18 protein-coding genes are annotated in these 24,668 nt (G+C 61.2%); 9 read left to right on the top strand and 9 right to left on the bottom strand.

Annotation, left to right across the window (positions count from 1 at the left end; translation table 11 throughout):
- The first annotated feature begins 6 nt into the window (after positions 1 to 6).
- The 4 genes from bcsA to J5289_RS03875 are packed head-to-tail and all read left to right on the top strand — an operon-like array spanning position 7 to position 7,950.
- Complete coding sequence (gene bcsA / locus J5289_RS03890) at positions 7 to 2,199, top strand: UDP-forming cellulose synthase catalytic subunit (protein WP_111216292.1); 2,193 nt, start codon at positions 7 to 9, stop codon at positions 2,197 to 2,199.
- Entirely contained in the window at positions 2,196 to 4,613 is a 2,418-nt protein-coding gene (locus tag J5289_RS03885; protein ID WP_209182580.1) for a cellulose biosynthesis cyclic di-GMP-binding regulatory protein BcsB, read from the top strand. The genes bcsA and J5289_RS03885 overlap by 4 nt, the downstream gene beginning before the upstream one ends.
- Positions 4,610 to 5,662, top strand: coding sequence for a glycosyl hydrolase family 8 (locus tag J5289_RS03880; protein ID WP_209182579.1), 1,053 nt, complete (start codon positions 4,610 to 4,612; stop codon positions 5,660 to 5,662). Before J5289_RS03885 ends, J5289_RS03880 begins: the two co-directional genes overlap by 4 nt.
- Positions 5,659 to 7,950: a tetratricopeptide repeat protein gene (locus J5289_RS03875; RefSeq protein WP_209182578.1), complete on the top strand. Its 2,292-nt coding sequence runs from the start codon at positions 5,659 to 5,661 to the stop codon at positions 7,948 to 7,950. The genes J5289_RS03880 and J5289_RS03875 overlap by 4 nt, the downstream gene beginning before the upstream one ends.
- Before the next feature lie 27 nt (positions 7,951 to 7,977).
- Here J5289_RS03875 and J5289_RS03870 read toward each other — a convergent pair whose 3' ends face one another.
- The 3 genes from J5289_RS03870 to J5289_RS03860 form a co-directional block, all read right to left on the bottom strand.
- Positions 7,978 to 8,787: a phosphate/phosphite/phosphonate ABC transporter substrate-binding protein gene (locus tag J5289_RS03870; RefSeq protein WP_209182577.1), complete on the bottom strand. Its 810-nt coding sequence runs from the start codon at positions 8,785 to 8,787 to the stop codon at positions 7,978 to 7,980.
- A gap of 104 nt (positions 8,788 to 8,891) precedes the next feature.
- The gene (locus tag J5289_RS03865) at positions 8,892 to 9,995 is read right to left on the bottom strand and encodes a mannitol dehydrogenase family protein (RefSeq protein WP_209182576.1); all 1,104 of its coding nucleotides are present in this window, start codon (positions 9,993 to 9,995) and stop codon (positions 8,892 to 8,894) included.
- On the bottom strand, positions 9,992 to 10,900 hold the full coding sequence (locus J5289_RS03860) for a GntR family transcriptional regulator (protein WP_209182575.1): 909 nt from the start codon (positions 10,898 to 10,900) through the stop codon (positions 9,992 to 9,994). Before J5289_RS03860 ends, J5289_RS03865 begins: the two co-directional genes overlap by 4 nt.
- Before the next feature lie 225 nt (positions 10,901 to 11,125).
- On the opposite strand from J5289_RS03860, the gene J5289_RS03855 reads away from it, so the two are divergent.
- From J5289_RS03855 to J5289_RS03835, 5 genes are all read left to right on the top strand, one after another.
- Positions 11,126 to 12,631 (top strand): UxaA family hydrolase, encoded by a 1,506-nt coding sequence (locus J5289_RS03855; RefSeq protein WP_161990927.1) that lies wholly within the window; start codon positions 11,126 to 11,128, stop codon positions 12,629 to 12,631.
- A gap of 33 nt (positions 12,632 to 12,664) precedes the next feature.
- Positions 12,665 to 13,684, top strand: coding sequence for an aldo/keto reductase (locus tag J5289_RS03850; RefSeq protein WP_209206778.1), 1,020 nt, complete (start codon positions 12,665 to 12,667; stop codon positions 13,682 to 13,684).
- A 307-nt stretch (positions 13,685 to 13,991) separates the two neighbouring features.
- Complete coding sequence (locus J5289_RS03845; protein ID WP_209182572.1) at positions 13,992 to 14,972, top strand: ABC transporter substrate-binding protein; 981 nt, start codon at positions 13,992 to 13,994, stop codon at positions 14,970 to 14,972.
- A gap of 120 nt (positions 14,973 to 15,092) precedes the next feature.
- Positions 15,093 to 16,646: a sugar ABC transporter ATP-binding protein gene (locus tag J5289_RS03840; RefSeq protein ID WP_142823778.1), complete on the top strand. Its 1,554-nt coding sequence runs from the start codon at positions 15,093 to 15,095 to the stop codon at positions 16,644 to 16,646.
- 26 nt (positions 16,647 to 16,672) lie between these two features.
- A complete protein-coding gene (locus J5289_RS03835) occupies positions 16,673 to 17,644 on the top strand; it encodes an ABC transporter permease (RefSeq protein WP_142823777.1) in 972 nt (323 codons plus the stop codon).
- 20 nt (positions 17,645 to 17,664) lie between these two features.
- On the opposite strand, the gene J5289_RS03830 is transcribed toward J5289_RS03835, so the two are convergent.
- The 6 genes from J5289_RS03830 to J5289_RS03805 are packed head-to-tail and all read right to left on the bottom strand — an operon-like array spanning position 17,665 to position 24,622.
- Positions 17,665 to 18,996, bottom strand: coding sequence for an O-antigen ligase (locus J5289_RS03830; protein ID WP_209182571.1), 1,332 nt, complete (start codon positions 18,994 to 18,996; stop codon positions 17,665 to 17,667).
- Positions 18,993 to 19,940, bottom strand: coding sequence for a glycoside hydrolase family 16 protein (locus J5289_RS03825; RefSeq protein WP_209206779.1), 948 nt, complete (start codon positions 19,938 to 19,940; stop codon positions 18,993 to 18,995). Before J5289_RS03825 ends, J5289_RS03830 begins: the two co-directional genes overlap by 4 nt.
- A 26-nt stretch (positions 19,941 to 19,966) precedes the next feature.
- Positions 19,967 to 21,841: an acyltransferase family protein gene (locus tag J5289_RS03820; RefSeq protein ID WP_209182569.1), complete on the bottom strand. Its 1,875-nt coding sequence runs from the start codon at positions 21,839 to 21,841 to the stop codon at positions 19,967 to 19,969.
- Positions 21,842 to 21,898: 57 nt separating this feature from the next.
- On the bottom strand, positions 21,899 to 22,552 hold the full coding sequence (locus J5289_RS03815) for a hypothetical protein (RefSeq protein ID WP_209182568.1): 654 nt from the start codon (positions 22,550 to 22,552) through the stop codon (positions 21,899 to 21,901).
- A gap of 15 nt (positions 22,553 to 22,567) precedes the next feature.
- Positions 22,568 to 23,491 (bottom strand): DUF6492 family protein, encoded by a 924-nt coding sequence (locus tag J5289_RS03810; RefSeq protein ID WP_209187306.1) that lies wholly within the window; start codon positions 23,489 to 23,491, stop codon positions 22,568 to 22,570.
- Between the two features lie 54 nt (positions 23,492 to 23,545).
- Positions 23,546 to 24,622 (bottom strand): acyltransferase, encoded by a 1,077-nt coding sequence (locus J5289_RS03805; protein WP_111216253.1) that lies wholly within the window; start codon positions 24,620 to 24,622, stop codon positions 23,546 to 23,548.
- Positions 24,623 to 24,668 lie beyond the last annotated feature (46 nt).

The following is a 24,668-nucleotide window of genomic DNA, read 5'->3' as shown; positions in this document are numbered from 1 at the left end:
ATAACCATGCGCAAAGCCGCCAGTATCCTGATCTGGATGATCGTCGCGGTATGCGTAATTACCCTCATCACCCTGCCGATCAGCCTCCAGACGCAATTGATCGTCAGCGTCACGGTGGTCATCATCATGGCGCTGATCAAGCTGTTCAAGGGCGAGGGAAAATGGCGCCTCGTAGCGCTCGCCTTCGGAAGCTCGATCATCCTGCGCTACGTGTTCTGGCGGACGACCAGCACCTTGCCGCCAATCAATCAGCCTGAAAACTTCATTCCGGGCTTCCTCGTCTATCTCGCCGAAATGTACAGCGTGATGATGGGCGCGCTCAGCCTGTTTGTCGTTGCCATGCCGTTGCCGCCACGACCGTCTCGTGCCGCCACCGAAGGCAAGTTTCCGCATGTCGATGTCTTCGTGCCGACCTATAACGAGGATGCGGCGCTGCTCGGCAATACGCTGGCGGCGGCCAAGGCGATGGACTATCCACCCGAGAAGGTCACCGTCTGGCTGCTTGACGACGGTAGTACACTGCAGAAGCGCAATGCCAACAACATATTAGATGCGCAAGCCGCCTCCCTCCGCCACATCCAGCTTCAGGAACTGTGCGAGCAACTCAGCGTTCGCTACATGACCCGCGATCGCAACGAGCATGCCAAGGCCGGCAATCTCAACAACGGCATGCAGCACTCGACGGGCGAGCTCATCGCCGTCTTCGATGCCGATCACGCGCCGGCACGTGATTTCCTGCTCGAAACCGTTGGCTACTTCGACGACGATCCGAAGCTCTTCCTGTGCCAGACACCGCATTTCTTTCTTAACCCTGACCCGATCGAGCGCAATCTGCAGACGTTCGACCATATGCCGAGCGAGAACGAGATGTTCTACGGCATTATCCAGCGCGGTCTCGATAAGTGGAATGCCTCGTTTTTCTGCGGCTCCGCTGCCGTCCTCAGGCGCAAGGCGCTGGCTGAAACCAACGGGTTCAGTGGCGTCAGCATCACCGAAGACTGCGAAACGGCGATCGAGCTGCACTCGCGAGGCTGGAACAGCATCTATGTCGACAAGCCGCTGATCGCGGGCCTCCAGCCGGCGACCTTTGCCAGCTTCATCGGTCAGCGCAGCCGCTGGGCGCAGGGCATGATGCAGATCCTGCGTTTCCGCTTCCCGCTCTTCAAGCGCGGGCTCTCCCTGCCGCAGCGGCTTTGCTACATGTCGTCGACGCTGTTCTGGCTCTTCCCGTTCCCACGGACGATGTTCCTGTTCGCGCCGCTGTTCTATCTTTTCTTCAATCTCGAGATCTTCACCTCGTCGGGCGGCGAGTTCCTGGCCTATTCGCTCGCCTACATGGTCGTGAACATGATGATGCAGAACTATCTCTACGGCTCGTTCCGCTGGCCTTGGATCTCAGAGCTTTATGAATATGTGCAGACGGTGCATCTGCTGCCGGCGGTGATCTCGGTCATCCTCAATCCGCGCAAGCCGACATTCAAGGTGACGGCCAAGGACGAATCCATTGCCGTCGCGCGCCTTTCCGAAATCAGCCGACCGTTCTTCGTCATCTTTGGGGTTCTGCTGGTAGCTTTCGGAATGGCGATCTACCGCCTTTACGCCGAGCCCTACAAGGCAGACGTGACGCTGGTCGTTGCCGGCTGGACCTTGCTCAACCTGATCATGGCCGGCTGCGCTCTCGGCGTTGTCTCCGAGCGCGGCGAGCGGTCTTCGTCGCGGCGGGTGCGTGTTAACCGACGGTGCGAATTCGGCGTCGACGGGCGCTGGTATCCGGCTTCTATCGAGGACGTATCCGTTCATGGTGCGAGGCTGCACGTCTTCAGCAAGACCTTCGATCCGCTGGGAGTGGACACTCGCGCGACGATCAAGTTCAGGCCCTACAGCGGCGCCCAGGAAGAGACATTGATCGTCACCGTGCGCAACACCCAGCCTAGCGGCGAAATCACGGCGATCGGCTGCCTCTACAATCCACAAAGCGCGCTGGATCACCGCCTGATCGCGGATCTGATCTTTGCAAACTCAGACCAGTGGACGCAATTCCAGCTCTCCCGTCGCCGCAATCCCGGGCTGATCAGGGGAACGATCTGGTTTCTCGGTGTATCGGCCTACCAGACGAGCCGCGGGCTTGTGTATTTCTTCCGCAGTTTCAGAGGCAAGCCCGAGGAGCAGATCCAGCCAGTGAAGGCGGGCGCACAATGAGGCCGGGTCGTATCGCGGTCGTAGCCGCGCTCGCTACAACATGGCTCGCGCCATTTGCCCTCGCGCAGACGACGCCCTTCGACATGACGCCTGAGCGGCCGAAGGGTGCAGCACCCGCGAGCCCATCGGTTCAGCCGGCACCTGCCGCGCAGCCGGCCATACCGCCCTTTACACCGGTGCCGACCGCCGCAAAGCCACCACCCGTGCCGGCCGCCGCGGCCCCGCAAAAAAGCGCAGGTACTCCGGTTGGCAAGCCTGTCACGACAGAGCGCTTCAGGCGCTTCCTCGTCCCGGCTTCGGATCTTGGCCTGAACGGCGAAATCGACAAGAAGACGTGGTCGATCTATCTGACGCCGGCGCAAGCGGCCGCTCCGGTCAAGCTCAACCTCGCCTATCAGAACGCTATCGTCGTCGCGCCCGAAGCGTCTCAACTGACTGTTCTCATCAACAGCCGTTCGGTCGGATCGACGCCCATACATTCTTCCGAAAAGCCGGAAGAGCTCAGCTTCGACGTGCCGCCCGGGCTGTTGCAGGCAGGCTCCAACCTGGTGAGCTTCGAGACGCAACAGCGCCACCGGACGGACTGCAGCATCTCCTCGACCTACGAACTCTGGACGGATATCGACCCGAGCCGCACTTATCTGAGTTTTGGCGGTACGGAAGCCGCGCGGCTGGTGAGCACCGATGGTGTCCGCGCGGTGGGCGTCGACGAAAAGGGCGCGACTGAATTCGACTTCGTCGTGCCTGGGCTTGCCCAGCCTGGCACCACGAAACCGCTCATGCGACTGGCGCAGGGCCTTTCGGTACTGAGCGGCATGCCCAACCAGTCCTTCAACTTCCAGACCGCCGGCCTGCCAGCCTTGGCACCGGGCAAGCTCACTGTTCTTGTCGGGACGGCAAGCGAACTGCAGCCACTCTTTCCGTCACTGCCACCGGCGGCACAAGTGGCCCCTGTGGCAACGTTCGTCAACGATCCCCGTAGCGGCGGACCGGTTCTGCTGGTCACGGGTCCTTCGTGGCAATCGATAGACACCGCCATCGACAGCCTGGTCACATCCACTGACCGGGCAGTAGACAACCGCCGCGACGTGCTGGCGACGCAGCGATGGCAGGCACCCGATGTGCCACTGATTTTCAGCAATACTGTCCTGCCGTTTTCGCAGCTTGGCGTCTCCACGACACAATTTACCGGACGCCGATTCCGGACAGATTTCGGGATCGGCGTACCGGCCGATTTCTATGCCAACGCCTACGGCGAGGCGACCATACTGCTTGACGCTGCCTATTCCCCCGACGTCTTGCCCGGCAGCCATATCGACGTATTCGTCAACGGAAGCGTTGCTTCGACCGTGCCGATCACCAACAAGGGCGGTGGCATTTTCCGGCACCTGCCGATCCGTGTTACGCTCCGACACTTCAAGCCCGGGCTGAACCACGTTGCGGTGGAGGCCGCCCTTCTGACGAGCGCCGACGCCGCCTGCGCTCCGGGCTCGAACGCATCGGCAACGCCCCATTTCGCGCTGTTCGATACATCCGAATTCCGCATGCCTGACTTCGCCCGCGTCGGCCAACGTCCCAATCTCGCGGCAACCGGCGGCACCGGCTACCCCTACGGCCTTATCGAGAATGTTCTCCCGGTCTATCTCGACCGGGTGGACGCCGATACGCTGTCCGCATCGGCGACCTTCCTCGCGAGGCTGGCCCTGATGGCTGGCCGACCCATTCCCATCGAGGTCGCAACCTCGCCCGCCGGGATCGGCGATCGCAACGCGCTGTTCATTGGCCCCATTTCGCAGATCCCGCCGACAGCACTCACGCAATTGAACATTGCGCCGGCAAGCCAGGTCAGCTGGAGACCGAATACGGCTGGAAAGCCGGCAGATGTGGATACCGGCGCAACATTCGAGCAATGGCGGTCCATGGTCAGTGGCGGAAGTTGGACCGGGCAGATCTCCGCGTTCGAGGAATGGATGCGGCGCAATTTCGATATTTCCTTCAGCTCCCTGCGGTTCGCACCGAGTGCCGAGGCAACGTTCATGCCGAGCAACGCTGCGACAATCATGGTCGCGCAGGGCGCCAGCCCGGACGGCAACGGAACCTGGACCATCGTCACGTCACCAACGGCTGGCGACCTCAGATCCGGCCTGACGGCTCTGTCCGCAGAAGACACGTGGCCGGAGCTTTCCGGTCGCATCACGACTTATGCGGCAGGAACCAAGAAAATCGAGACGGTGCCGGTCGCACGGTTTGCCTTTGTGCCGACGCAGGATTTCTCCTTCTCCAACTACCGGCTCGTTGCCGCCAACTGGCTGTCGACCAACATCCTCTCCTACGCCTTGCTCTTTGCAGCCCTGACGATGCTGATGGGACTTGCGACTGCCGCGCTTCTATCCAATCTTGGACGGCGCCGATGACTTTGAGGCAGGTCACCGCCTGCGTCATCGGAGTGCTGTTCTTCTTTGTCTGCGAAAACCCGGCCGGAGCACAGGAGCCGATGATACAGACGCAGTCCTGGCAGGCGTACAAGGCGAAGTTTCTAGATCCCTCCGGCCGCATCGTGGACGACGGAAACGGCGGGATCAGCCACAGCGAGGGACAAGGCTACGGACTGCTGCTCGCCTATCTCTCCGAAAGCCCCGCCGATTTCGAGCAGATCTGGTATTTCACGCGAACCGAACTGCTGATCCGCGATGACGGGCTCGCCGCCTGGAGCTGGAGCCCCGACAAGACCCCGCATGTCGACGACATCAACGATGCCACCGATGGCGACCTCTTGATTGCCTACGCCTTGGCGCGCGCTGGCGCGGCCTGGGGCCGGGCAGACTATACGCAGGCGGCAACGAAGATTGCGGCGACGCTGCTCGACAAGGCTATCGTTGAAAGCGGCGGCCGGACATTGCTGCTGCCGGGCGTCTCAGGCTTTGCGGCGGCCGACCGTGCAGATGGACCGGTGATCAACCCGTCCTACTGGATCTTTGAGGCCTTCCCGGTGATGAATTCACTGCTGCCATCGCCGAAGTGGCAGCAGCTTTCCGATGATGGCCACGTTCTGATATCTCAGATGCAGTTCGGAAAAGAAAAACTTCCGGCAGATTGGGTCAGCCTGAAGAGGCAGGCAAAGCCCGCTGAAGGCTTCGTTCCGGAGTTCGGCTACAACGCAATCCGGATTCCGCTCTACCTGATGCGCGGCGGCATCGACGACAGGGATCTGCTGGGTCGGCTGCAGTCTGGAATGAGCGCTGCCGACGGCTCCATCCGGCTCATCGACCTCAGCAACGACAGCGTCAAGACGACGCTGGACGACCCCGGTTATCAGATTATTAACCATATTATGGCCTGTATGCTTGCGGGGACGAAACTCCCAGCGTCGGCCAAATCATTTGTTCCGACTTTGTATTTCCCGTCCACGCTCCACTTGCTGGGGCTTGCCTTTGTTACGGAAAAGCATCCGGAGTGCCTATGAGACCGTCCCTAGTCCTTTTGTCGGCGACGCTCATCATGACGGTGGGCATAGCCGCACTCAAGGACCGCTCGCAGATAGCCGACAGGGTGTCAGACCTGTTGGGCACCAACACGCCTGGTGAGATACCCCAGCTGATGCGCATGGGGCGTATCAGCGGCCCTGACTTCCATCCCTTCGACAGGCAGACGACGGAGCCGGGCCTGGCGCGCGATGTGGATACGGCACCGGCCGTGGACCTCGCCCAGAATATGGCAGCTCCCGACGCGACGACGCCGGCTACTGCCGCCGACCAGCCTGCCGCGGTTTCTCAGACAGCACCTCCGCCATCCAGCCCACCTGCCGCTGCCCAACCGGCCGTCGACGAGAGCGCCCTACGGTATTTTGCCAGCCGCGGCGACAAGGCGCGGCTGCAGGCCGAAATCTCCAGGCTGCAGGCCCTCTATCCGACATGGACCCCGCCGACCGATCCGCTGGCCGTGCCCCAGAACCAGGACAAGCAGCTGGAATCGATGTGGCAGCTCTATTCGGAGGCTCGTTATGCGGAAGTGCGCAAGGCAATCTCCGACCGTCAGGCCGCCGAGCCCGGCTGGCAGCCACCTACGGACCTTACCGAGCGCTTGAATGTCGCGGAGGCACGCACCCGCCTCATCAACGCTTCAGATCTGAAGCAATACGAGACCGTTGTCAGCGTGGCCTCAGAAACTCCGAGCTTGCTGACCTGCAGCGAAGTCGACGTGCTGTGGCGGGTGGCGGATGCCTTCGGTCACACCGACCGCCTGACCCGTGCGCGCGACGCTTACATGTACGTCATGAAAAACTGCACCAATGCTGCCGAGCGGCTGGCGACGATCCAGAAAGCCTCGGCGCTGCTGCCCTACAGCACCATGCAGGACCTGATGGCGCAGGAAAAGCCCATGGCCGACGGGACGCGGGAGTTCGAGAGCATCCGCGACGATCTCGCCCGCCGTTTCGTGGCCGAGGCCAATGCCGACCCCAAACTCGTGATTGCCCCCGAATATCTGAGCCGCCTCGAGCGCCTGAGCGAGACGCAAGGACTGGCGTCCGACGCGCTGCTGCTCGGCTGGTACAACTATCCGCGCGGCGACCTGACGAACGCGGAAAAGTGGTTTCGTCTTGCGCGCACCAAGGAGGACACCGCGTCGGCATCGCAGGGGCTTGCCCTGACCCTCATTGCCCGCAAGTCTCCGGAGGAGGCCGAGGAGGTCATGTTCAAGTGGCGTGACGACTCCAAGGACGCAAATGCCACCTACCTCGCGGCGGCGGCGAACCTCTTGGCAATCGACCCCCCGGTTATCCTCAAGGTCGACGTCCTACAGCGGATCGCTGGTGCGGTCCTCAAGGCCCGCGATGTGCCCAGCGCACAGCAGTTCGGCTGGTATGCGCGCGGCCTCAACCAGCCGCAGACGGCGGCACAGTGGTTCCGGACGGCGCTCGGGTGGAAGGCAGACGATGAGCCTTCAGCCTACGGCCTGACCATCACCCTTGCCCAATTGAACGACAAGGCCGGCGTCACGGATATCCAGCGTCAGTGGGCCGGGCGATCCGAGCGGATCGCCACGCTCCGCGACACCGGTGCAGCCCCGCGGCAGGCCCGTGTCGATGGTGGCGAGACGCAGGCGATCGAAGCTGCACCCCAGGGCACCCGACGGCAGCCACCGGCACCGGTTCGCGAGACAAGCTATCTCTCGTCTGCTCCACGACAGGAGGCTCAGGTCGTAAGGGTACGGGAAGCCCGTAGGCCTGCCAGCGCCGGCTGCACGACGACCATCGATCCCGCCATGCTATCGCCAGAGGCCGCACTCCCCCGCGCCTGGTGCCTGATGAGCAAGAAGCGGCCGGTCGAGGCCGCCGCAACTTTTGAAATTGCGCTGCGGAGCCCGTTGCCGAAGGATCGCCAGGACGCTGCTTATGGCCAGAGCCTCGCCTATCTGCAGCTCAATCTCGCCAGCAACGCCGCAGTCTCGGCAATCAAGGCGCCACAGAGCCGCGAGCGGGCGCTGAGCCTGCAAGTCGCAATCCTCACCAAACGCGCCTCGTCCGCCTACGACGAAAAACGGTATCGCGAGGCAATTCTGTATCTCGACCAGCTCAACCAGATCCAGCCCGAACAGATCGGCCTGATGGTGCTGCGCGGCTACGCCTACCTGAACCTCAAGCGCTATTCCGATGCCATCCGCATCTTCGAGGCTGCAGCCGCCACCGGCGACCGTGATGCCATCACCGGCCTGACCAATGCCCGAAACGAACAGGCGCATCCCTCGAACTGATCGTCGTCGGGTGAGACCTACTCGAGATCAGGCGATGACGGGATAGCCGAGAGACACGGCATCGCGTGCCAGTTCGGCGAGACGCTGGTAGGCGCTTTCGGGCAGGACCTCGAAACGTCGAAGCGACAGGACTTCCCTGACTTCAACGAGTTCCGTTGCCAAAGCGACCTCATCCAGAACGAGCCTGATTGCCGCTATCTCGTCGTCCGTCGTCCTGACCGACGTGATCAAAGGCAGGCCGGGGCCCTCCGGGGTCTCGGCAAGGATGCGTACATTGGCAAGCCGATCCGGATCGAAGCGGAGCGTGTTGCCGAAGGTAACGCAGTCGATAGCGGCCACGTCGGCCTTGCCGGAGGCGACGGCTTCGATGCTGGCGAGGTGGCCACCGGTCTCTATCACCGAGCCGAAAAATCTGCCGTCTCGCGCAAGCGGTGCGATAGCTGCGCGAAAAAGATTGCTGCCGGAGTTCGAGCCGGGCTCGTTGATGGCCGCCGTCAATCCGCGCAGATCTTCGAGGCCCGTGGCAGGACTAGTTCCGGCGACGATGATCTTGCTGCGGTTGAGAGGCCCGTTGCAGCCCGGCAGATCATAAACGGGGGTTGCGAGCAAGCGAACACGATCAAGCAGCTTCGTCACGAAGGGGAAGCCGCAGGTCTGCGCCAACAGCAGGTCTGGACGTAGCCACGCCTGATCGTAGACCACAAGCCTGCCCAGATCGTCCGGGACACCATCGAGCCCTAGCTGGCGCAACCGATTTCGGAGATAAGCCCATAGTGCGTCGTTGGCAGCAGCAACCGGGGCTGGCGTGGTGTACATGGCTAGGCTTGCAAGGCGCATGGTGCATCGATCCGACGGCTTCAGGAGCGAATGTGATACACGCCGTTCGAAGCCCTTGACCAGAGGAAACCGTTGCCGGCCACCCTGGACACGCCGGGAAGCAGCTACGCTTCGGCGTTGGAGCGGATGATGGCTTGCAATGTCGGCGCGGTGATGCCCGACCACTCCACGAAACCCTGGAAACGTCGCCGAATTTTTTCGCCATGGTTCTGGGCGATGTCGGAAAGCTTGTGGTCGAGAAACGGATTGTCGAAGCGTTGCAATGTCGCGGCCACATAGGCCTCCGCCTCGGCCTGCATCTTCCTTCGTGCAAAACCCGGAACGACTTCAGTGTCGTAGAGCGACAGGAGGGCGCCTCGGGTTGCCGGATCGCCGAGCATTTCGCGCACGGTCATCGCTTCCGTGCGACCCTGCTCGATCCAGCGATTGGCAAGATAGGTATGGCCGAGGTTGAGGATGAAGAGTTTGAGTTTCTCGTAGGGCTCGATGTCATCGGCCACGACGATATCCGGATGGATGCAGGGCAAGGCCTGCCCCGGCATCCTTTGTATCGCCCAGAGAGCATAGGGCTCGGCAACCGCGCCGGCCGGCGCCAGCGGTTCGGAGACGATACGGTCGACCAGCGTGTTGCAGAAGATCACTTTCGTCGAGAGCCACGCATTGAAGGTGTCGTCCGCATACCAGCTGGAGGCAAGGCCGGTCACAATGGCTCGCAGTGCCTCTCCATTCCTGCTGATCAGCTCGCAAGGCAGGATTGTCAGACCTGCCCGCCCTGACCCGAACCGACGATGCAGCAAAACCGTCAGTTTTCCGGGGAAGGACACCGGCAGATCCGCCGGGAGCGTCGCGGGCTCCAGGGAAATATCGTATCCCCGGTCTGCGGTGTTGCAGAGGACCAGTTGGACTTGCTCGACAAACACGCGCTCGACCTCTGCCCAATCTGCAGATGCGGAGAGTGCCCGCCTGACGCTGGTCACCTGCTGTACGCGGTCCACCGGGCGGCCGTCTTCAATGCCACGGATATGGACAGGAAAGCCGCTTTCGACGGCGAGCCCCTTGAGGCGCTCGGCGCGCTCGCTTGCACCTGTCGTCTGCACGACGGTAATGGGCCCGAGGGCTTCGCCTTTCTCCATCGCCTCGCTGACGAAGAGATCGGCATGGGCCTGGAGAAAGCGGCTGGTGCCGAACTGCATTATGGGGGTCTTCACTTTGGGTTTCCTTCCTCGCTCGGGGCCTGCGGTATCGATTGCAGCAATGTCTGCCGGGCAGACCTCAGGTGATGACGGCAAGCCTCATCGATACGACCGATGTCGCGCGATTGCAGGGCGTCGATATAGGCCAGGTGCTCGGCGATCGCCCTGGCATTCCGCTGCCGGGCCTGTGCCTTGTTCCACTGGTAGTGGTAGTGGAAAACGATGGCGATGACGTCGTAGAAATCGGCGATGAAACGGTTGTTCGAGGCGCGCTGGATCAGCAGGTGAAATTTCTCGTCGAGTTGTGAAAAGTTACGATATCGTTCGTCGAAGTCGGCAAGCAACTCGTCGTGCTCCTTGCGAATGGCGGCAAGGCTTGCCCAGGCCGGATGATCGGCCGGCAGCCGCCCGAACTCCGCTGCCGAGTGCAGCTCGAACATTTCGCGGACGTCAGCCAGTTCCAACGCGAACTCGCGCGTAAAACCCTTCAGCGTCCAATGGCTGTTGGGGCGTTTCTCTATCAAGCCGAATCGCGAGAAGCGAATGAGGAACTCGCGCACGCTGGTCGTGCCGGTGCCTATTTCGCGGGCGAGTTCCAGCTCGTTGATCTGCATGCCCGGCTGGGCCTCGTCCGATAATATGCGCAGCATGAAGCTGCGCTCGATGATGTCGTGCAGCGAATTGGTTTCCTGCTCGGGAAACAGGTCGGCTGCCACAGGCGGCCGGAGCACTGTCTTCTCGCGCTTGTTCCACTGGATGATCCCGACATCGCTTAGCCGCAGGAGAATTGCGCGCGCGGTGCTGCGACTGATGCCGAGCTGGGCCGCGATATCAGGCTCGGACGGCAAGGCTGCATGCGGGACAAGCGTCGCCGCATAGCGATTGAACGCCTCCTTGAACACTGTATTTTGTCTGGCCATGCCGACCCCCTGCTGCCTGCACGACCCCGCGCAACCCGGCCACCTCTTAAGGCGGCAAAGCTTGCGTGGCCAGTGTAGCGCGCCTTTTCACAAGCGCTTGTTGTTGGCGCATTCTCCCTCGTCAGCGGCGATATTCCCCGTTGACTTCAAAATGTTTATTGTAGATAAAAAACAAAATCAATGCGCGATTGCCAATGCAGCAGGCGCCTGGACAGGGAGACGAAGTTGAACAACCAGCCTTGGATCATCTTGTCCAACGGTGACAACGTCGCCGTTGCGACTGCACCGATCGCAGCCGGAACTGCGTTTAGCGGACTGCTGACGACGCGCGAAAAGATCGACCCAGGCCACAAGTTCGCGCTGAAGGATCTTGGCTTGGGCGAAGCTGTGGTCAAATATGGACAGGCGATCGGCCGCACGACGGCAGAGATCAAGGCCGGCGATCATGTGCACAGCCATAACCTCCATTTCGAGAACGACCGGCTTTCCGTGACGGCAGCAGCCGCGCCGGAGCCGGCCACCGAGGCTGAAAAGGCCCGGACGTTCCAGGGCTATCGTCGCGCCGACGGACGCGCGGCAACGCGGAACTATATCGGTATCCTTGCCAGCGTAAACTGTTCCACCACGGTCTGCCGCGCCATCGCAGAAGAGGCAAACCGGACGCTGCTGCCGCACTATGATGGTATCGACGGGTTCGTACCGATCGTCCACGATCAGGGCTGCGGAATGAGCTCGACCGGCGATGGCATGCATATCCTGCACCGGACACTGGCCGGCTACGCGCGTCACGTCAATTTCGGTGGCGTGCTGATGATCGGGCTTGGATGCGAGGTCAATCAGCTGACGCTCTACGGTCAGAGCGGTGCCGGTGCCAGCAAGCGTCATTTCAACATTCAGGATGCCGGTGGTTCGCGCCGTGCCGTCAATCTTGCCATGGGCGTGCTCAAGGAAATCTGCGAGGAAGTGGGCACCGCTCGCCGCGAGCCGATCTCCGTCAGCGAGATCATCATCGGCCTGCAGTGCGGCGGCTCGGACGGCTTTTCCGGCATCACCGCCAATCCTGCACTGGGGGCTGCGGCAGATATCCTGGCTGCTGCCGGCGGCACCGCCATTCTGTCGGAAACCTCGGAAATCTACGGCGCAGAACACCTGCTGCGCAGCCGGGCGGTGAGCGAAGAGGTCGCTGCCAAGCTCGATGCCAAGATCACATGGTGGGAAAAGTATGTCGCCTTGCACGGCGCATCGCTCGATAACAATCCGTCGCCCGGCAACAAGCGCGGCGGCCTGACGACTATCCTCGAAAAGTCGCTTGGCGCCGTCGCCAAGGGTGGCCGGTCACCGCTAACAGACGTGTATGGCTATGCCGAACGGGTCACCGGACGCGGCTTGGTGTTCATGGATACGCCCGGTTACGACCCCGTATCGGCAACCGGACAGGTTGCCGGTGGCGCCAACATGATCGCGTTTACCACTGGACGTGGCAGCTGCTTCGGATCGCGACCTGCTCCGTCATTCAAACTGTCCAGCAACTCCGCGCTCTACAAGGCGATGGAAGAGGACATGGATATCGACTGCGGCACGATTGCCACCGGCGAGACGACCATCGAGGCCAAGGGCCGCGAGATCTTCGAGCTGATCATCGAAACGGCATCGGGCAAGAAAACCAAGAGCGAAGCCTTCGGCTATGGCGACAACGAGTTTGTGCCTTGGCATTTGGGTGCGACGCTTTAAGACTGAAGATCTGCAATCGTCTGAGGAGAGATGATGAACAGGAGGAAAATCGGCAGGACGGCGCTCGAAGTCACCGAAATCAGTTTCGGTGCCGCGGCGCTCGGCGGTCTGTACCGCACCTGCCCACGCGATCAGGCTATGGAGACATTGCAGGCGGCATGGGATAGCGGCATCCGCTATTTCGACGTCGCACCGTGGTATGGCCTCGGCCTTGCCGAGCGCTATGTCGGGGATTTCCTGCGCGACAAGCCGGATGGCAGCTACGTATTGTCGACCAAGGTCGGCCGATTGCTCCGGCCGGTGCCGACCGGGACGGTCCCCGACTACAGCTATGTTGACCCGCTCTCCTTCGATGCCGACTACGACTATTCCTACGACGCCATCATGCGCTCGGTCGACTTCAGCTATGCACGCCTCGGCCTCAACCATATGGACATCCTCTACGTCCACGATATCGGCGCCTACACCCACGGGCGGGCAGCGAACGAACATTACCTCGGACAGTTGCTCGGCTCCGGACTGAAGGCGCTGGAGCAGCTGAAATCTTCGGGCGCCATCTCTGCCTACGGTCTCGGCGTCAACGAAGTTCCGGTCTGCCTCGACGTCATGCGCGCCGCCCCGCTCGACTGCATTCTTCTGGCCGGACGCTACACGCTGCTTGATCGCTCGGCGGTAGCAGAACTGATGCCGCTTTGCCGGGCAGCGCAAACCTCGCTTGTCATCGGCGGAGTGTTCAACTCCGGCATCCTGGCAACAGGACCGGTTGCCGGTGCAAATTTCGACTATATGCCGGCAACGGAAGAGGTGCTCGAGAAGGTCGCTGCGATGGAAGCCATAGCCTCGAAAAGCGGGGTTCCTCTGGCGGCACCGGCGCTGCAGTTTCCGCTGCAAGACCCGCTTGTTGCCTCGGTGCTGATCGGCACGGGAAAGGCTGCAAGTCTGTATCGCAACATGGAAAACTTCGCGCAGCCGGTTCCGGAAAGCGTCTATCCGCAATTTGAGCCCTACGTGCTGGTAGCACCACCTTTGGGAGAAGATGCTGTGCGCGTCTAACGCTGCACGGATTACCGGGCCGAAAGCGCCGCAACCGCTATTTGGAACATATATTCCATCTTGACACCTTTGTGGAATTTATGTTTCGTTGAGACAACTGGCCGTGGGGAGACGGCCTTGGAGAGGGAGGGGAAGCCACGGACGCCGTCCGTTTTTCAAAACAATTCGAGCCACCATTGGCTGATACGCCAGACGCGGGCTCCCTTTCGCGCCGAACAATCAAGAGACTATCGACAAAGGTCGTCCGCATGCGTTCAGCGGCACGATTTATCTGGAGGAGAACGCACCTGAGAGGAGAACTCACATCATGAAATCCATTCTTTCCCGCCGTGCATTTGCCGCCCTGGCCGGCGCTGCCGTCCTTGCCACAGCGATACCTGTCACGTCCTTCGCCGCCGAAGTGACGATCCCGATCATCGTCAAGGACACCACGTCTTTCTACTGGCAGATCGTGCTCGCCGGCGCCCGCAAGGCCGGCAAGGACCTCGGCGTCAAGGTGCCGGAACTCGGCGCCCAGGCTGAGACAGACGTCAACGGCCAGATCAGCATCCTGGAAAATGCCGTTGCCGGCAAACCGGCTGCAATCGTGATCTCGCCCACTGAATCCAAGGCACTCGGCAAGCCCGTCGATGAAGCCGCCAAGTCGGTTCCGATCATCGGTATCGATTCCGGTGCCGACTCCAAGGCGTTCAAGTCGTTCCTGACGACAGACAACACCCAGGGCGGCCGCATTGCTGCCGACGGTCTTGCCGCTGCCATCAAAGGCATGACCGGCAAGGAAGAAGGCGACGTCGTCATCATCACCAACACACCTGGTGCTGGCTCTCTCGAGCAGCGCCGCGCGGGCTTCCTGGATGAAATCAAGACCAAGTATCCGGGCCTCAAGGTTGTTGCTGACAAGTATGCCGACGGTCAGGCGACCACCGGTCTCAACATCATGACCGACCTGATCACGTCTAACCCGAAGATCGTTGGCGTCTTCGCCTCCAACCTGATCATGGCGCAGGGCGTCGGCCAGGCAATCGCTGAAAACAAGCTCGGCGACAAGGTCAAGGTCATCGGCTTCGACAGCGACGACAAGACGATCGGCTTCCTCAAGGACGGCGCCATTGCAGGCCTCGTCGTTCAGGACCCCTACCGGATGGGCTATGACGGCATCAAGACCGCACTCGCCGTCTCCAAGGGTGAAAAGGTCCCCGCTACGGTCGACACAGGTGCCAACCTCGTCACCAAGGCAAACATGAGCGATCCGAAGATCGATGCGCTCCTGAACCCGAAGCTGAAGTAACAGCCATCGCCGGAGGCCGTGCGGACACCCGCGCGGCCTTTCCACCCAAAGACAAACCGACTTTGAAGAAATGCGAAAGCGCTTTTGAAAGGCGTTTGATGCAGTGGAGAGGATAGGCCCATGGCCGGATTGGAAGAGGTCAGTCATCGCCACGATGACAACGCCGCCCTCAAGGAAGCAAACCGTGTTCCGCCGGGATCACCCATTCTCGAACTGAAGGCGCTTCAAAAGAATTACGGCTCGGTCCAGGCCCTGAAGCCTGCGACGCTGACATTCCTCGCCGGCGAAATCCACGCCATCGTCGGTGAAAACGGCGCCGGCAAATCGACGCTCATCAAGCTTCTGACCGGCGTCATCGGCAGGACGTCGGGCGAAATCGTGTGGTGCGGACATCCAGTCGCGCTGGCGACGCCGAACGAGGCGATAGAGCGTGGCATCAATGCCGTCCATCAGGAAGTCGTGTTGTGCCAGCATCTTTCCGTTGCAGCCAACCTGTTTCTCGGCGACGAGGTCAGTCGCTTCGGCGTGATGCGCAAGAAGCAGATGGAGACAATGGCGCAGACGGTGCTGAACGACCTCGGCTTCGGACTGCCCGCCGCAGCGCCGCTGAATTCACTGACGATCGGCCAGCAACAGCTCGTTGCCACGGCGCGCGCGGCGATGCGTGGCACGCAATTCCTGATCTTCGACGAACCTACCGCCTATCTGACGCGGCAGGAATCGGCCCAGCTTTTCAAGCTCATCCGCCGCTTGCAGGCCGAGGGCGTCACCATCGTCTATATCAGCCATCGCATGGAAGAGGTGTTCGAGCTGGCCGACCGCGTATCGGTACTGCGCGACGGGACCCACGTCGGCACGCGCCTGATCGGCGAGACGAACGACGAAGAGCTGATCACCATGATGATCAACCGCTCCATCGAGCAGATCTACCACAAGGAAGAGATCCCGATCGGCGAGACGATCCTAGACGTTCGTGGCCTGTCCGGGCCGGGCTTCAAGGATGTTTCGCTGACAGTCAAGGAGGGCCAGATCGTCGGCCTCTACGGGCTGATCGGCGCTGGCCGCAGTGAATTCGTACTCGGCCTCTATGGCCGCGAGAAGACAACTGCCGGTGAAATCCACTGGAAGGGCAGCAAGGTCGACATCAAGAACGAGCGGAGCGCCATGGCGCTCGGCATTGCGCTTGCCCCAGAGAGCCGGCGCGACCAGGGCCTGTGCCTCAATCTGCCGATTGGCCTCAACATCAACCTGCCGGTGTTCCAGCGCCTGAGCATGGGGCCTGTCATCAACCGCAGCAAGGAGGCTGCCAATGCCGACAAGCAGATCCGCGACCTCAGCATCAAGACGCCTACCCGGCGCGTGCCCGCCGCCAGCATGTCGGGCGGCAACCAGCAAAAGGTGGTGATCGGCAAATGGCTGAGCCACGGTGCCAAGCTCTTCATCTTCGACGAACCGACCGTCGGCGTCGATGTCGGCACCAAAGCGGAAATCTACCGGCTGTTCGCGACGCTTCTGAAACAGGGAGCGGGCATCATCCTGATTTCCTCATACCTGCCGGAAGTCTACGAGCTCGCAGACAGGCTGCACGTCTTCCGTAGCGGCCAACTGGTGGCAAGCCATGATTTCCATGCCGCATCGCACGAGGAAGTCCTCGGCGAAGCCATCGGCGCGTGAGACATAAAGATTAAGGGAAGAATTCGATGACAGTCACTCCTACAGAAACCGTAGCGCCCGTCCCCCGCAAGCGGATGAATATGCTCTTCAGCCTGACGCTGATCGGATTGCTATTTTTCCTCTGGCTGGTACTGGCCTTTGCGACTGACAGCTTCTGGACGTCGCTGAATATCAGCAACCTGCTGCGTCAGGGCTCGATGACCGCCATCCTGGCACTCGGCCAGACATTCGTGATCATCACCTCCGGCATCGATCTCTCGGTCGGCGCCATCGTCGGCTTCGCCGGCGTCATCATCGCCTGGCTGTTGCAGGCTGGTTTTCCGGTCTGGGTGTCGATCATCATCACGCTGCTGTTCGGCACGGCGATCGGCGCCTTCCACGGCTTCGGGATCGTCCGCATGGGCTTGCCGCCGTTCATTATCACGCTGGCGACGCTCACTTCGTTGCGCGGCATCGGCCTGCTCATCACCAACGGCTCTTCGATCAACATCACCAACGAAGCCTTCAGCAACTTTGCCCGCGCCGATTTCCTGGGCGTGCCCAGCCTGTTCTGGATGGTCATCATCATGGCCGTGCCGGCCTTTGTCTTCCTGCATCTCAGCCGCTGGGGCCGCTATCTCTTTGCCGTCGGCTCCAATCCGGAGGCGGCACGCCTTTCAGGCGTCAATGTCAGGGGCATGATCTACCTTGCCTACATCCTCTCAGGCACTTTTGCGGCCTTCGTGGGCATTCTGCTTGCCTCGCGTATCGCTATCGGCAATGCCACCCAGGCCGACGGTTGGGAACTGCAGGCCATTGCCTCGAGCGTTATCGGCGGCACCAGCCTGTTTGGAGCCGTGGGTACAGCCTACGGTCCGCTTATCGGCGCCTTCATCCTTGCCACCATCAACAACGGTGCCAACCTGCTCAACCTGAATTCCTTCTGGCAGCGCGTCATCACCGGTTTCCTGATCATCCTGATCGTCTATTTCGACCAGCTGCGCCGGCGTCGGGGTTAATTCCCGGGCCGTCCTGAGACTTAGGGCGCCAGCAGGGCATCCTCGTCGGTCGCGACCTGGGATTGCCGCTGGCGCCGCAACACTGCACGCTCTGCCCGGACCCTGGCGGCAAGCAGCAACGAGAGGAAGAAGCTGTCGAGGCTGGCATTGTATCCGACCCGGCCCTCCACCATACCGCCGACGATGATGAGGAAGGCGCCGATTGCGCAGAGCCGCGCTTCGAACGTCCTCTTCTGGAACGGCAGGACGAAAGCCACGTAAAAGAGCGCGGACACGAATAGAAACAGCCCGACCACGCCGCCGTCGCCAACTACCGCGATGAAAATGTTATGCGGCTGGCGAATGGAGCCAAGCGCGGCCAGTTGGTAGAACAGGTCTTCCGTCACCGGAGACACGGAGGTAAAGGCCCCCGGACCTTGCCCCAGGAACCAGTGGTCCACCACGCGGGCGAGATAGGCCATCCAGATATCCGTTCTTCCCGTCAGCGTGGCATCGCGACCGAATGCGCCGGTAATCGGGACCCAAAGGAAATAGACGCCCACCGCCAGGAGCAGGACCGTGCCGATCAGTGCCGCCGATCCGATAAAGGGCGACAGCCGCGACCTCGACATGGACATCAGCAGCACATAGTAGCCGATGGCGGCAAAGGCGACGGCAAGCGACCCCTTCGAGTCCGAGCCGACCAGGCATATGGCGGCAACCAGAAACAACAGCAGGCTTTTCCAGCGGCCGACGGCCTTCGAGAAGAAAAAGGCGAAGACGGCCGCCCACATGGCAAGGGCGCCGAGATAGTTCTTCTGCTGGAACGCTCCCTTCCAGACGCTGGCGCCGCCGTAGACCTCCGTGCCGGCTTTCGGGATAGCGATGACCAGCACGATCGACAGGATGAGGATCACGGTCAGATAGCGTGACATCACCCGGGCCATGAGGTTGGCAGGCAAAAGCAGGCCGATAATGGTGCCGCTGAGCGCCATCAACAGCCAGAAGATCTCGATGCGAAACGAGTTGATGAACGAGTAGCCATGCACGCCGGATATGAAGCCCATACCGACAAAAGGCAGGAACGGCATCAGTGCCGTGCCGACGGCTTTGTAGGAATGGGAAGTGAAATAATAGAAGATGGCGATGCTGATCGACAACCATACGCCATAGCGGAAGGGCACGCCGAAGGGCTGAACGCCCTCCAGGTCTTCCTGCGTCAGATCCACCCCGCCCCAGTACCAGGCACCGGAGAACTGGATCAGGCAGAGAACGAGCAGCACGACCAGCCCGAGCCTTACCAGCACGGGCAAGTCGCGCTCTTTCATCGAGACCGGTGTGTAGACGTCCTCAGCCATGTAGGCCTGCGTCATTTATTCGCTCCCGGGTGTGGCAACCCGTCGATCTGGTAGGCAGCAATCTTGTCGATCTGGAAGGCGGCAGGCAGCGGCGTTTCTGCATCTGCCACGCCGACCATCTTGCCGCCGATTGCCAGGTTGACGATCATGTACATCGGTATGTCATAGCCGGGTGGTGTTGTCAGGACCTGCACGGGCTTGCGATCGATATACCAGGTGAGGCGATCCGGCTGCCAGAGCACACCGAAGGTATGGAAACCCGTGGTCGCCTGCGCAAAAGGCACACGGCAGCCGGAATGCTGATAGGCGCCGGTACCGCCGGCCTTCCAGTGGGCGGTCATCACCATCTTGTCGGACTGCTGGCCGACAACCTCGAGAATATCCAGCTCAGGCGGCCATTTGTTCTTGTCGGTCGGCAGCAGCCAGAAGGCCGGCCAGAGCCCCTTACCAGCCGGGATCTTGGCGCGCATCTCGAAATAGCCGTAGGTCTGGGAGAACGACTGGCGGGTCGTCAGCACACCCGACGTGAACTGGTAATTGTAGAGCGCCTGCTTGAACTGATCGGGGGTACGGTCGCCTATGATCGAGAGCACGCCGTCCTTGATCTTGAAAGGATTGATACCGACCGGCGTCTGTCCCTGCCCCTTGTAGCCCGGATCGACGTAGATTTCCTGCTCCTTGTTGCCCTGCAACGTGCGCTTTGTCATCCAGCTGTAGTCGCCATCGTAGTGCGGCGTCCATTTCTTGTCGGAAAGGTCCAGCTTGTCGAAATTGTCGAAGAACGTGCGGGTGAGGTGAACGTCCGGCACGTCGCCGGTGGCGGTCGCCGGCTGGCATGTCGCGGTCGCCGGCTTGGAGAAAAGGGGCAAGGTTATCGTCTCCTCCGCGGCCCATGCCTGGGCGCCAAAAGAGACGAAGAGCAAACCGGTGGCGAAAGCTTTCAGAGGGCTGTGGCTCATGGGGTAATCCTCGGTGATTTTCGACTTCAGTGAGGCATCAATTCCGGTGCAACACGGCGGGCAAGGACAACGGATCCCGACGCAGTCAGATGGCCATAGTCCCACTGCATCGGCACGCCGGAGTCGGTGGTCGTCTGACATGTGGCTGTGCCGGGCGGGCAGAGCAGGTCATAAATCGAAACGTAGGTCGCACCTGTTGTCTTCAGAGCGGCGGCGAACTGTTCGTCGATAGTCTTCATGGCGGGCACCCGCCTCTCCTGGGCAAGGTCTGCCGATCCCCAGAGCGCCTGCGTGGCCAGAAGGCGCGCCAGTCCGATCTTGTATTCCGGGATCGGCCCGAGAACGTAGACCCGGCTGCCGAAAGACTTGAGCCGATCTATGGTCGCAAGCAGGTCCGGCAGGTCGGTTGCCACCCAGCGTGCCGAGATGATCACGGCCTGAGGATGCTGTTTGCCGAGCGTGTCATAGATACCTTCCATAAAGGCGCGACAATTTTTAAGCCCGTTGCCCGAGATCAGCGGCTTGCAGCCCGACGACGTCGCCTGCATCAGATTGACGTCGGTCATCGTCTTGCTGAGACCGCTCCACCAGTGGGCACCGTGGCTGTCACCGATCAGAACGTAATTCGGCTTTGTGTCCGAAAAGCGAAGGCAGGACTGCGTGTCGTAATCGGCCGGCGTCTGCAATTCGCCATCGAGGAAACAGGTACCACGGCGGTAGGCAGCACGATCATCGTATTGCAGGTAGGTCGCCAGCCGGGCGACCTCGGGCGAAAAGCGCAGCGGCAGGCCGGACGCCACGATGCACCAGAGGCCGAAGACGATACCGAGCGCCGAGATCGCGAAATTCGCGATCCACAGCCGCCTTGGCGGCACGGCAACACGATCACGGGCAGGCTGCTCGACGAAACGCCAGGACACATAGGAAAGAACCGCCGTAATCGGCGCGACGATGACGATGTCCTTCGGCTCGAGCGGCCGCTCGACAAACAGATGATAGAAGACGGCAACCGGCCAGTGCCAGAGATAGAGCGAATAGGAGAGCAGGCCGATGAAGACGATGGGCCGGAGCGACAGGAGCCGGCTGACAAGGGTTGCGGGACCGGAGCCGGAATAGATGACCAGCGTCGCCCCGAGCACCGGAGCAAGAGCGGTCATGCCCGGAAAGGCCGTCGTCGGCTTGTAGAGGAGACCGGCGGCAAGGATTAGAAACAGACCCGCCGCGCCGGCACCCTCGCGCAGGATGCGCTGCGGAAAGACGGGGATCTTTGCCAGCGCCAGCAGCGAGCCGGCCAGCATCTCCCAAAATCGCGGCGGAGAGAAATAGAATGCCGCTGGCTGCTGCGTGTGCATCAGCCAGAGCGCGAGGCCGAAGGAAAGGACGGCCAGGACGGCGATAGCTGCAGTGACGAAGCGCGGCAAAAAGCGATAGAGGCCGAGCAGCAGCAGCGGAAAGAAAATGTAATATTGTTCTTCGACCGCCAGCGACCAGGTGTGCAGCAGCGGCTTGGTCTCGACATCGCTGAGGAAATAGCCGCGAAAACCGTAGAAGTAGAAGTTGGAGGTGAAGGTCAGCGTCGAAATGATGCTTTTCGAGTAGTCGATCAGTTCCGACGGGTAAAGCAGCACGAAGGCGGCGATGGCCGACGCCACCAGCATGAAGGCAAGTGCTGGAAAGATGCGCCGCACGCGCCGCTCATAGAATTTGATGAAGGAGAACTGGCCGGCCAGCATCTCGCGGCTGATGATGCTGGTGATCAGATAGCCGGAGATGACGAAGAATACATCGACCCCGACGAAGCCGCCGCGAAAAATCCCTGACTGAAAATGGTAGAGGATCACCGACAAGACAGCGACGGCACGCAGGCCATCGATATCGCCGCGATATTTCACATTGCTCATTCCGCACTCGTTCCTTGACGTTGCCCAGGGCCCGATCTCACGATCGCGCGCTTACCTTCACCACGTCCGCTCGAATGAATAGACATCGGCTTCGCTGCGTACGCGCAGCACCTTGGCCGGCAAGCCGCCGACAATGACGTCGCTCTCCGGAAGTCTTTTCGTGACCACCGCACCCATGCCGACGATCACCCGGTCGGCCACACCGCTGCCTGGGGCGAAGCGTACGGCGGTGCCGAGGAAGCTCTTTTCGCCGATGACGATGTCACGGTTCATCGTGCCCGCGCCGTGCGTCAGGAATTGCGAGGCAAAGCCTGCGACCCAGGTGCCGTCGCCGATGGAGATGCTGCCGAGAATATCGAACAGGTGGCTTTCGTTGATCAGGCAATCGCGCCCGGTCTCGAAGCTGCGGGCATAGCCCATATGCGCCTGGCGCGGATCGGCAGCGGCGTCACCGCATTCGAAGCGGTTCCACCGGCCGATAAACGTGCCTTCGCCAAGCGTCACCGAAATGGGGCCCATGAAGCTTGTGCCGCGGCGAATGATGACATCGGGTCCGCAAGAAAAGCGGTCGACAGCGATGATCACGCCGAAGCCGATGCTTGCCCCCCGGCCCAGGCTGTAACCCATCAGCATACGGTATGCTCCCGCGCGCAAAGCCTTGTGAGGCAAGCGCGAGATGAGCATGGCGAGAATCTTGCGGGATCGGTTCATGCTGTTTCCTTGAAACTAGGCAACTTGCGGATCCAGGACCCGGCCGCTGATTGTCGCGATGGCTGCACGTCTTTCCGCGATGGGCAGCGGGTTCGTCGACTGGATGTGGACGGCGATATTTTCCGGCTCCATGGCCGCAATGATCGCCTCGACGTCGATCACGGCATCCGGCGACCAGACGGAGTTTGCGAGCTTCATGTCCTTGATCGGGCGCGGTTCGGCGACGGCGGCGATCTCGACGACGTATTCGCCGTAGAGAATGTATTCCGAGACGGTCTTGGCCTTGGCTATGGCGCGCTGCCAGTCCGGGCCCTTCACCGACTGGATGCGTCTAATGAGCCCATCGAGGGTAGCGCGATCCCAAGGGATCAGCTGGCCGATATAGTTGAAATGCTCGGTCTCCCGGGGCTTGCCGACGCCGAGAAGCTCGTGCGCCGTCTTTCTCCAGAGCCGGTGCGTATCGAGATCGCGACCCCTGACATGCTGCTGCAGGATGAGCTGGCCACCGCTTTGCAGCGCTTCGAGCGAGAATGGGCGGACCAGGAAGACATCGCTGTCGGCAAAGATGAAGATGTCGGCCTTGGTAAGATCGCCCGCGCAGAGCTTGACGATCTGCTGCACCAGCCAACCGCTGATCCGCCCGACGCCGGGCAGATAATACTGCTCGCGGAGGCGCAGCGTCTTGCCGAACGGCAGCTTGATGATAGTCGGCACGGGAAGCCTAATAAACCCGTGTGGCCGCAGGATGCTTTCGCGCGCCATGACCCGGCGACGCGGCCCTTGCAGCGAGGCGAACAGCTTCATGTCGCTTTGGGGCACGATGACCAGATGCTCGAAGTCGAACTGGCAGAAAGTATCGATGCTGCGGCAGAGGTCGACGGCGTTCTCGAAATCGTTGCGATAGGACGGCGTGATGATGGCGACCTTGGCGTTAGTCATGGATGGCTCCCGATAGCGTGTGGGTCGTGGCCGTATGAAGATAGCGAGCGCACGTCATCTTGGACCCACCGCCGGAACGTCGAAACTCTTGGGAACCTTCGGCCCCCAGAAGCGCCGGTGCAGCCAGCCGGTCATTGGCCGTTCGAGCAACAGGTAGACGAAGGCTGCCACGAACATGGCAAAGCCACCGGCGACGAAGATGTAAAGCCAGGGGCTGTGGATGCCGATGCGCGGGGCGACAAGCGCCACCAGGTTGATCGAGAATGGATGCGACAGATAGAGCGCGAAGGACGCATTGCCACCAAACACCAGAACGCGCATCAACGGCTTCAGGGCGTTGTCGAGCTTTTCATCGAGCAAGGCAGGTCCGGCGCAGGCGACGAAGGCGGGAAGCCCCATCCAGAGCGGCCGCCAGAGACCGCCGAGTTCCGTCAGGCCTGTCGACTTGAAGACCACCATCAGCAGCATGCCGGCGACGAACAGCGACCAGCCGGCCAACGCGCCGAGGCGGACGCCGCGGTCGCGCAGATGCGCCAGCGCGATGCCGAACAAGAACTCGAAGACGATAGGATTGGCCCAGAAGGCAAACGGTGGCGTCTGGACAACGTGAAAATACGGCAAGCCGCCGAGTACCAGGAGCGCCGCGATGACCCAGGTCATGCCCCAGCCCTTGCTGAAGAAAAGGCCGATCGCGAAGACGACGTAGAACAACATCTCGAAATTCAGCGTCCAGCCCAGGATGAGGACCGGATAGAAATGGCCATATGGATCAGGCAGCGGAATGAATAGGAAAGAGCCGACGATCTGCTCGAGTGACGGGCTGCCGTAGCGGATCGAGCTTGCAAACACCACCATGGCGCATAGCATGGCGATGGTGAAGAACCAGTAGGGCGGCGCGACGCGGACGATGCGGCGCAGGATGAACTGAAGCGGCGCGCCCGGCTTTCCAAAGCTGTTGCGCGACAGGTGGTACATGATGAAGCCGCTGATGATGAAGAACAGGTCGACACCCCCGGCCCAGAAGACCGGATCGAATGGCTTGAAGTTTGCCGTATCGACAAATGACTGATCCATCACTTCGTGCTGGAGATGGCTGATCAGCACCATCATCGACGCCACGAGGCGAAGCACCTGAATTTCCTGGATTTGCTTCTTCTGGGGCTGCTGCAAGTGGGAA

Source organism: Rhizobium sp. B230/85, assembly GCF_019355735.1.
In the GTDB taxonomy this organism is placed as follows: Bacteria; Pseudomonadota; Alphaproteobacteria; order Rhizobiales; family Rhizobiaceae; genus Rhizobium; species Rhizobium rhododendri.
This window is presented reverse-complemented; position numbering and strand designations above follow the sequence as displayed.

What these genes read in the sequence shown, in the direction of transcription:
- J5289_RS03885 (WP_209182580.1), top strand. Translation starts at nt 2,196, where the DNA reads ATGAGGCCGGGTCGTATCGCGGTCGTAGCCGCGCTCGCTACAACATGG.
- J5289_RS03820 (WP_209182569.1), bottom strand. Translation starts at nt 21,841, where the DNA reads ATGAGCAATGTGAAATATCGCGGCGATATCGATGGCCTGCGTGCCGTC.
- J5289_RS03845 (WP_209182572.1), top strand. Translation starts at nt 13,992, where the DNA reads ATGAAATCCATTCTTTCCCGCCGTGCATTTGCCGCCCTGGCCGGCGCT.
- J5289_RS03860 (WP_209182575.1), bottom strand. Translation starts at nt 10,900, where the DNA reads ATGGCCAGACAAAATACAGTGTTCAAGGAGGCGTTCAATCGCTATGCG.
- bcsA (WP_111216292.1), top strand. Translation starts at nt 7, where the DNA reads ATGCGCAAAGCCGCCAGTATCCTGATCTGGATGATCGTCGCGGTATGC.
- J5289_RS03875 (WP_209182578.1), top strand. Translation starts at nt 5,659, where the DNA reads ATGAGACCGTCCCTAGTCCTTTTGTCGGCGACGCTCATCATGACGGTG.
- J5289_RS03825 (WP_209206779.1), bottom strand. Translation starts at nt 19,940, where the DNA reads ATGAGCCACAGCCCTCTGAAAGCTTTCGCCACCGGTTTGCTCTTCGTC.
- J5289_RS03830 (WP_209182571.1), bottom strand. Translation starts at nt 18,996, where the DNA reads ATGACGCAGGCCTACATGGCTGAGGACGTCTACACACCGGTCTCGATG.
- J5289_RS03850 (WP_209206778.1), top strand. Translation starts at nt 12,665, where the DNA reads ATGAACAGGAGGAAAATCGGCAGGACGGCGCTCGAAGTCACCGAAATC.
- J5289_RS03880 (WP_209182579.1), top strand. Translation starts at nt 4,610, where the DNA reads ATGACTTTGAGGCAGGTCACCGCCTGCGTCATCGGAGTGCTGTTCTTC.
- J5289_RS03835 (WP_142823777.1), top strand. Translation starts at nt 16,673, where the DNA reads ATGACAGTCACTCCTACAGAAACCGTAGCGCCCGTCCCCCGCAAGCGG.
- J5289_RS03815 (WP_209182568.1), bottom strand. Translation starts at nt 22,552, where the DNA reads ATGAACCGATCCCGCAAGATTCTCGCCATGCTCATCTCGCGCTTGCCT.
- J5289_RS03810 (WP_209187306.1), bottom strand. Translation starts at nt 23,491, where the DNA reads ATGACTAACGCCAAGGTCGCCATCATCACGCCGTCCTATCGCAACGAT.
- J5289_RS03840 (WP_142823778.1), top strand. Translation starts at nt 15,093, where the DNA reads ATGGCCGGATTGGAAGAGGTCAGTCATCGCCACGATGACAACGCCGCC.
- J5289_RS03870 (WP_209182577.1), bottom strand. Translation starts at nt 8,787, where the DNA reads ATGCGCCTTGCAAGCCTAGCCATGTACACCACGCCAGCCCCGGTTGCT.